Source organism: Paraburkholderia sp. CNPSo 3281, from assembly GCF_024206515.1.
Lineage (GTDB): Bacteria > Pseudomonadota > Gammaproteobacteria > Burkholderiales > Burkholderiaceae > Paraburkholderia > Paraburkholderia nodosa.
In genome coordinates this window covers 44,585-51,845 of record NZ_JAMBPS010000054.1, presented here as the reverse complement: position 1 = coordinate 51,845, position 7,261 = coordinate 44,585, and the positions used below count along the sequence as shown (strand labels likewise).

Genomic DNA, 7,261 nt, shown 5'->3' with positions numbered 1-7,261 from the left:
CATTCTTTCGGATCTCGGCCCCGCATGCACGGGCACGATCGGTCTGGCGGCTTCGGCGAACCTGAATCCCGAGCGCAAGTTTCCGTCGCTGTTCGAGCCTGTGCACGGCTCGGCGCCCGACATCTTCGGCAAGCAGATCGCCAACCCCATCGCGATGATCTGGTCGGGCGCGATGATGCTGGACTTCCTCGGCAACGGCGACGCGCAATACAAGGCCGCGCACGACGCGATCATGCAGGCCATCGAGAACGTGCTGGTGGAAGGCCCGCGCACACCCGACATGGGCGGCACGGCGAACACGACCGAGATCGGCAGGGCAGTCGCCGCTGCGCTTTAAGCGCAAAGGCTCGGGGTGTTCCTGCGGGACACCCCGCACTTCTCACGAGCTTTTCACACTTGAATTCAGCGCAGGATTGCGCAGCACTCAGTGCGGCGCGGCTCCGGTGGCCGCGTTTTCTTCCGCGCCCGGCTGGGCAGCCGCAGAGGCGCCTGCCGCCATGTCGGCAGGCTGCGCGGCGCGGCACAGCGCCGTGAGCCACACATCCTCGCCATGCGGTGCCACGCGCGCGTAGCCTTGCTCCACCACCAGCCGCCACGTATCGTCGGGCAGCGCCGCCCGATACAGCACGCGATAGTCGGCGCGGTGCGCGAGCGCTTCGTTCACGGCCGCTTCGCGCGCCGCGCGGTCGTCCGAATGAATGTGCCGCGAAAGTTCGACGTAATGGCGCGGCGCGTGCCCCGGATCGACGCCGAACAGACGGCACCATTCGTCCGAAACGATCAGCTCGTCCTGCGCCCGCAGCCAGCGCCAGGCGCCGAAGCCCGCAATCCGAGCGGCATCGTTGAGCAGCTGCAGGCGCCGTTGCTCTGCGGATTCCACTTCCTTGCGCGCACTGATGTCGATGGTGGTGCCCACCACGCGCACTGGGCGCGCCGCGTCGTCCAGCAGCGTGGCGACGCGCGACTCGATCCAGCGGGTTTGCCCGTCCGGCAAGATGATGCGGAAGTCCCAGACGCGCGGCGCCGTGCTCGCGACCAGCTCCCTAAGCGTCGCGTCGTTCAGCCAGATCGAATCCTCAGGATGGAGGATTTCCCAGAATTCGGCGTTGCTGTGAATCTCGCGGCCATAAAGCTTCGCGCAGTTGCTCGAATAGATCAGCTCGTCGGTGACGAGATTCCATTCCCACGTCACGATGCCCGCCAGTTCCTGCGCCTGCTTCATGCGCGCCTCGTTCGACATGATCTCGGCGGTGTAGCGGCGGCGCAGATCGGTCATCGGCAGCTCGATATTGCCCACGATGCCGAGGTCTTTCACGGCTTCGTCGCCGTAGCGCAGCCAGACCCAGTTCACGTCGAGAAACGCGGCGAGGCGGCGCAGGTTCGAATAGTCGATCTCGCCGCCGCGCGTCCACTTGTGCACGGCGGGGCGTGAAATGCCGACGGCGTCGGCGACTTGCTGGAGGTTCAGCTTCTTGTGCTCGAGCAGCACTTTCAGACGGAACGCGAACGTATCCTCGGACATCCAATTCCCTCTGTGACGAATCTGGCGCGGTCGAAAGAATCAAGCGCAAAAGGGCGGCATACACTCCATGGCCGCCGATCGGGGCCGGGCATATGCCGCCTCTGATGAATCGGGCGCGCGGCCCGGACGTTTCGTCCGCTCCATAACTCCCGGTAGTTTAACGGATCGGCAAGCGGGCCGTGCCGGACGGACGACTCATGGTGTCCCGCATACGCAGCCGGCCTAGAGGTCGATCACGAGGCGCGGCGTGCGTGCTCGCGACACGCACAGCAAAATGGTCTTTTGCGCGGCTTTCTCGTCGTCGTCCAGATATTGGTCGCGGTGATCCGCCTCGCCTTCGAGGATGGGGACTTCGCAGGTGCCGCACACGCCTTCGCGGCACAGCGACTCCACCGTCACGCCCGCGCGCTCGATGGCCTTGAGGATGCTCTCGTCTTCGCCCACTTCGAGTTCGATGCCGGACTTCGCCAGTACGACCGTGAATGCCTTGCCGCCCGTGTCCGTCGCGGCGAACTGCTCCGAGTGCAGTTGCGCCTTCGGCCAGCCCAGCAGCGCGGCGTTCGCGTAGACCGCGTCGTTGAGGCCTTGCGGGCCGCAGACGTAGACATGCGCGTCGCCGGGCAGATGATGGAAAAGCTTGAAGAGATCGAGCTTCTGGCCTTCGCTGTCGACATAGCAGTGCACGTTGGCCGCGTGCGGGCCGGTCTTCAGTTCGTCGACGAAGGCGCCGTGCTCGGGGCTGCGGTACGCGTAGTGCAGTTCCAGCTCGATATCCTCGGGGCGATGCTCGGCCAGCTGCGCGAGAAAAGGCGTAATGCCGATGCCCCCCGCGATGAACACGTGGCGCTTGGGGCCGTTGGTGTCTTTCGCGAGTTCGAACAGATTGGCGGGTGAACCGATCGCGAGCCGCGTGCCTGCCTCGACCTTGTCGTGCATGAAGGCGGAGCCGCCGCGCGAAGCCTCTTCGCGGCGCACGGCGATCTGATACTGGCGCGTGTCGTGCGGCGAGCTCAGGAGCGAATACGCATTGTGGTGCCACTGCTCGCCGTCCTGCATCGAGACGAGCACGTGGGCGCCGCCGCTGAATTCGGGCAGCGGGGCGCCATCGGGCAGCGCGAGCGTGAAGCGCTTGATGAGCGGAGTGAGTTGTTCGACGGCGACGACGTCGACAGTGATCGATTCGCGGGCGTTCATGTTGACTTCCTTGACTTCTGAATCCGGAAAAAGCAGCGGATGCGGCACGGCCCGCATCCGCTCGAAGCTGGGCGCCCGCCTTAGCGCGTGACACCCGCCATGCAGAGGTACTTGATCGACAGATAGTCTTCGATCCCGTACTTCGAGCCTTCGCGGCCGATGCCGGACTGCTTCACGCCGCCGAACGGCGCGACCTCGTTGGAGATCAGGCCCGTGTTGATACCGACGATGCCGTACTCGAGCTGCTCGGCCACGCGCCAGATGCGGCCGATGTCGCGGCTGTAGAAGTACGCGGCGAGGCCATAGATCGAATCGTTCGCGAGCTGCACGACTTCGGCGTCGCTCGAAAAGCGCACGATGGGCGCGACCGGTCCGAAGATTTCCTCGGCGAGCACGGCCATGCCGGGCTTCGCGTCGGCGAGCACGGTGGGCGCGTAGAAGTTGCCGCCGCGTGCATGCGGCGCGCCGCCCGTGACCACGCGTGCGCCTTGTGCCACGGCGTCGCGCACGAGGCCGTCGACCTTGTCGCGCGCGGCTTCGGTAATGAGCGGGCCGATGTTCACGCCTTCGGCGAAACCGTCGTCCACCTCGAAGGCGCTCACGCGCTCAGCAAAGCGACGGCAGAACTCGTCGTACACCGAATCGTGCACGTAGAAGCGGTTCGCGCACACGCAGGTCTGGCCGGCGTTGCGGTACTTCGAGAGCAGGGCGCCTTCGATGGCGGCGTCCAGATCCGCATCGTCGAACACGATGAACGGCGCGTTGCCGCCCAGCTCCAGCGAGACCTTCTTGACCGTGTCCGAGCACTGGCGCATCAGGAGGCGGCCCACTTCGGTCGAGCCCGTGAACGTGAGCTTCTTGACGAGCGGGCTCGACGTCATTTCGAGGCCGATCTCGCGCGACTTGCCCGTGACGATGTTGATCACGCCGGCCGGAATGCCGGCCTGTTCTGCCAGTGCCGCGAGTGCGAACGCGGAAAGCGGCGTCTCGTTGGCGGGCTTGATGACGATGGTGCAGCCGGCGGCCAGCGCCGGGGCGGCCTTGCGCGTGATCATCGCGGCCGGGAAATTCCACGGCGTGATGGCGGCGCACACGCCGATCGGCTCTTTCGTCACGACGAGGCGCTGGTCCGGGTTCGGGCTCGGGATCACGTCGCCGTCGATGCGCTTGCCCTGCTCGGCGAACCACTCGATGAACGAGGCCGCGTAGCCGATCTCGCCGTGTGCTTCCGCGAGCGGCTTGCCTTGCTCGCGCGTCATGATCTGGGCCAGCGTTTCCTGGTTCGCCATGATGAGCTCGAACCAGTTGCGCAACAGGCGCGCGCGCTCCTTCGCGGAGGTGGCTCGCCACGCGGGGAAGGCGCGGTGCGCGGCCTCGATGGCCGCGCGGGCTTCCGGCGCGCCCATGTTCGGCACGTTCGCAATGCGCTCGCCCGTGGAGGGGTTGTGGACCTCGAGCGTGGCGCCGTCGTCGGCGCCGCGCCACTGGCCGTCGATATAGGCCTGCTCACGCAGCAGGCCGGGATGTTGAAGGTTCGTCATGCTGGCCTCTTAGTCCTGATACTGCTGCGCGAGCAGATTGTGGAAGTGCGCGATGCCGTGCTCGCTGATGCCGCTACGTTGCTTGTCGACCATGATGCGGCCCTGGCCGCGATAGCCGCGCGACTTCAAGCCTTTCTGCACGCTTTCCACGAGGCGCAGGTCTTCCGGGCGGAACACGGTGCGATACCACTCGATCAGCTTTTGCTGCTCTTCGGTCGGCTCGTCGTTCAGGAAGTAGATGTCGTAGTGCTGGAGCGTGACTTCGGCGCTCATCGGGAATTCGTAGATGACCGTCATGAAGTCGCTGCCCGGCGGCACGTTGAACATCGTGCACGGCCACGCCCAGTAGCCGCTGAAGCTCGGGTCCTTCACGGACGGATCGAGCTTGAACGAGCGCTCCGACGACTGCGCATGACCGAATTGCACCGTCCAGTTGCCGTGCAGAGAGTGCGTGTACTGGTCGATCTTCACGGAGTCCGAGAAGCCGGGGTGAGCCGGGCCGCAGTGGTAGCACTCCAGATAGTTATCGACGATCGACTTCCAGTTGGCCGGCGTTTCGGTCACGAAGCGGGCAGCCAGCTTGAGGTCGTCGATCACCGGGCAGGCGCGGCGCAGGCTGGCTTCGAGGCCGGGCAGCTGCGCCTCCACGCCTTGTGCGTCCGGGTTCAGGTTGATGAACACGAAGCCCGCATATTCCTCCACGCGCACCGGCACGAGCGTGGAGTTCTCCTTGTCGAACGACTCCACGTGATCGCAGTTGTTGGCGTGCGCGAGCGCGCCGTCGAGCTTGAACGCCCAGGCGTGGTACGGGCAGGTGATGACGTTCTTCGCCTTGCCGCTGCCTTCGAGCAGCTGGTGGCCGCGGTGCGGGCAGACGTTATAGAACGCGCGCAGGACGCTGTCCTTGCCGCGCACGAGCAGAATGTTTTCGCCGACCACCTCGCGCGTCACGTAGGCGTTCGTTTCGGCCAGTTCGCTGCGGTGCGCGACGCAGATCCACGCGTTCTCGAAGATCTTCTGTTCTTCCGCCTTGTACACCGCCTCGGAGGTGTAGTAGCTCGCCGGGATGGTCCAGGCGAGTTCCGGGTTGGCGCAGAAGTCGGCCGGCAGTTTCGGCTGTTCGGGTTTCTTGTGGAATTCGATCGGGAGGTAGGTCATGGTGTCCGCCGTACTGGGGTTGGTTAACTATCAGTTACGATGAAACTAAAGGTTAACGAAAATATAAGTGAAATTTCGACGGCAGTGGATCAGGGTTATCCCTCGACGCTGACGGAGGCGCCTCTTTCGTTGATGCATATGCCGTATTCTTGTTCTTATAAATCAACGTTCATTGACGTTTGGCAAAGCAAATCGATTTCTTCGCGGACGTCAATAGGAGGATGCGATAGTGCGACGAAACCCTCTGCGGTGCGTACCATTGTTAACTGAAGGTTTTAGATTAACCGCAGGATAACCGCGCCGTGTCTGGAAACTGGAACCTCTGGTATCGGGGCCGGCGTGGGAAGCGCAGCCGCGTCATGCCGGGCCGCGCGAGCCACCCCACAACTGGAGGAGACATGTCCCAAGAGGCAATAGCCGAAGCGCTGGCCAATGAGCCGTCGCGCGCCAAATCGCGTATCGAATCACGCTCGATCGACTACGTGCCGCTCGCCGAACGCAAGGGCCGGGCGTGGCATCTGTGGCCCGTATGGTTCACGGGCGATGCCAACCTCGCGACCATCGCGGCCGGCGCGATCGGCATCAGCATGGGCGGCAACCTGCTGTGGAGCGCGATCGCCATCGTGCTCGGCAACGTGCTCGGCACCTTCTTCATGGCGTTCCATTCGAGCCAGGGGCCGCAGCTCGGGCTGCCTCAGATGATCCAGTCGCGCCCGCAGTTCGGCTACATGGGCGCGTTGCTCGTGTGGGTGGTCGCGCTCGTCACCTATATCGGCTACAACTCGTTCAACCAGCTGATGGCGGGGCAGACCGCGCATCATCTGCTCGGTACCGAACCGCATCTGAGCTACATCGTCTTCACCGTGATTGCGGTCGCACTCGCAGTATTCGGCTATGACCTGATCCACAAGGCGCAGCGCTGGCTCGCGTTCGCGCTGCTCGCGGCGCTCACGATCTTCAGTATCGGCATGTGCGTGAAGGTGCCGTTCCCCGCGGGCCAGTTGAGCCTCGCCGGCTTCAAGACCACGCCGTTCCTCGTGCAGCTCTTCTCGGCGGCGGCTTATCAGCTTTCGTGGTCGATCTACGTTTCGGACTACTCGCGATATCTTCCGCCCAATACCGGTGTGCGTGCCACCTTCTGGTGGACCTTCCTTGGCGCGTTCATCGGTGGCGTCTGGATGATGCTGGTGGGCACCGCGGCGGCGGCGCTCAACGCGAAGATCGAGATTTCCGATGCGGTCCAGCGCGCGGGCGACATGATCTTTCCGGGCTTTGGCACGGTGACGCTGCTGCTTTCGCTGCTGGGGCTGCTCGCCATTACCGGCCTGAACTTCTACGGCGCCTCGCTCACGTTGCTCAGCATCACCGACTCGTTCAAGCCGCTCAAATCGAACGCGACCAAGCGCGTGCTGAGCCTGATCGTGGTAGCCCTCACGGCGACATCGCTCGCGTTCGCGGCGTCGGACAACTTCATGGGCAAGTTCGGCGATTTTCTCGGCATTCTCGGCTACCTGTTCACGCCGTGGACCGCGATCAACCTGGTCGACTTCTTCATCGTGCGCCACTCGCATTACTCGGTGCGCGAGATATTCAACCCACGCGGCATCTACGGCCGCTGGAACTGGCGCGGCCTGACCGCCTACGCGGCAGGCTTCGTCGCGATGATCCCGTTCTTCAAGACGGAGCTTTACACCGGCCCGGTCGCCAATGCGCTTGGCGGCACCGACATCGCGATGCTCGTGGGCCTGCCTGTCGCCGCGCTGGTCTATCTGTGGACCTGCCGCTCGCTCGACATTGAAAAAGAACGCCAACTCGTGCGCGAAGCCGACCGCGGCCTGAACTGATT

Annotated in this window: 6 protein-coding genes; 2 read left to right on the top strand and 4 right to left on the bottom strand. The window is 64.2% G+C overall.

Going from position 1 to position 7,261, the window contains the following annotated elements; genetic code table 11:
• Positions 1 to 337 (top strand): isocitrate/isopropylmalate family dehydrogenase (locus M3I56_RS33310; protein WP_254357618.1); only part of this gene is annotated, 337 nt, incomplete at its 5' end.
• Positions 338 to 424: 87 nt separating this feature from the next.
• Here the strand turns inward: M3I56_RS33310 and M3I56_RS33305 are convergent.
• The 4 genes from M3I56_RS33305 to M3I56_RS33290 all read right to left on the bottom strand — a co-directional run bounded on the left by M3I56_RS33305 (position 425) and on the right by M3I56_RS33290 (position 5,415).
• A complete protein-coding gene (locus tag M3I56_RS33305; RefSeq protein WP_254357617.1) occupies positions 425 to 1,522 on the bottom strand; it encodes a PAS domain-containing protein in 1,098 nt (365 codons plus the stop codon).
• 222 nt (positions 1,523 to 1,744) lie between these two features.
• On the bottom strand, positions 1,745 to 2,716 hold the full coding sequence (locus M3I56_RS33300; protein WP_254357616.1) for a PDR/VanB family oxidoreductase: 972 nt from the start codon (positions 2,714 to 2,716) through the stop codon (positions 1,745 to 1,747).
• A gap of 80 nt (positions 2,717 to 2,796) precedes the next feature.
• A complete protein-coding gene (locus M3I56_RS33295) occupies positions 2,797 to 4,257 on the bottom strand; it encodes an NAD-dependent succinate-semialdehyde dehydrogenase (protein ID WP_254357615.1) in 1,461 nt (486 codons plus the stop codon).
• Between the two features lie 9 nt (positions 4,258 to 4,266).
• Positions 4,267 to 5,415, bottom strand: a complete 1,149-nt coding sequence (locus tag M3I56_RS33290) for an aromatic ring-hydroxylating dioxygenase subunit alpha (RefSeq protein ID WP_254357614.1) — start codon at positions 5,413 to 5,415, stop codon at positions 4,267 to 4,269.
• A gap of 398 nt (positions 5,416 to 5,813) precedes the next feature.
• On the opposite strand from M3I56_RS33290, the gene M3I56_RS33285 reads away from it, so the two are divergent.
• A complete protein-coding gene (locus M3I56_RS33285) occupies positions 5,814 to 7,259 on the top strand; it encodes a cytosine permease (RefSeq protein ID WP_254357613.1) in 1,446 nt (481 codons plus the stop codon).
• Positions 7,260 to 7,261 lie beyond the last annotated feature (2 nt).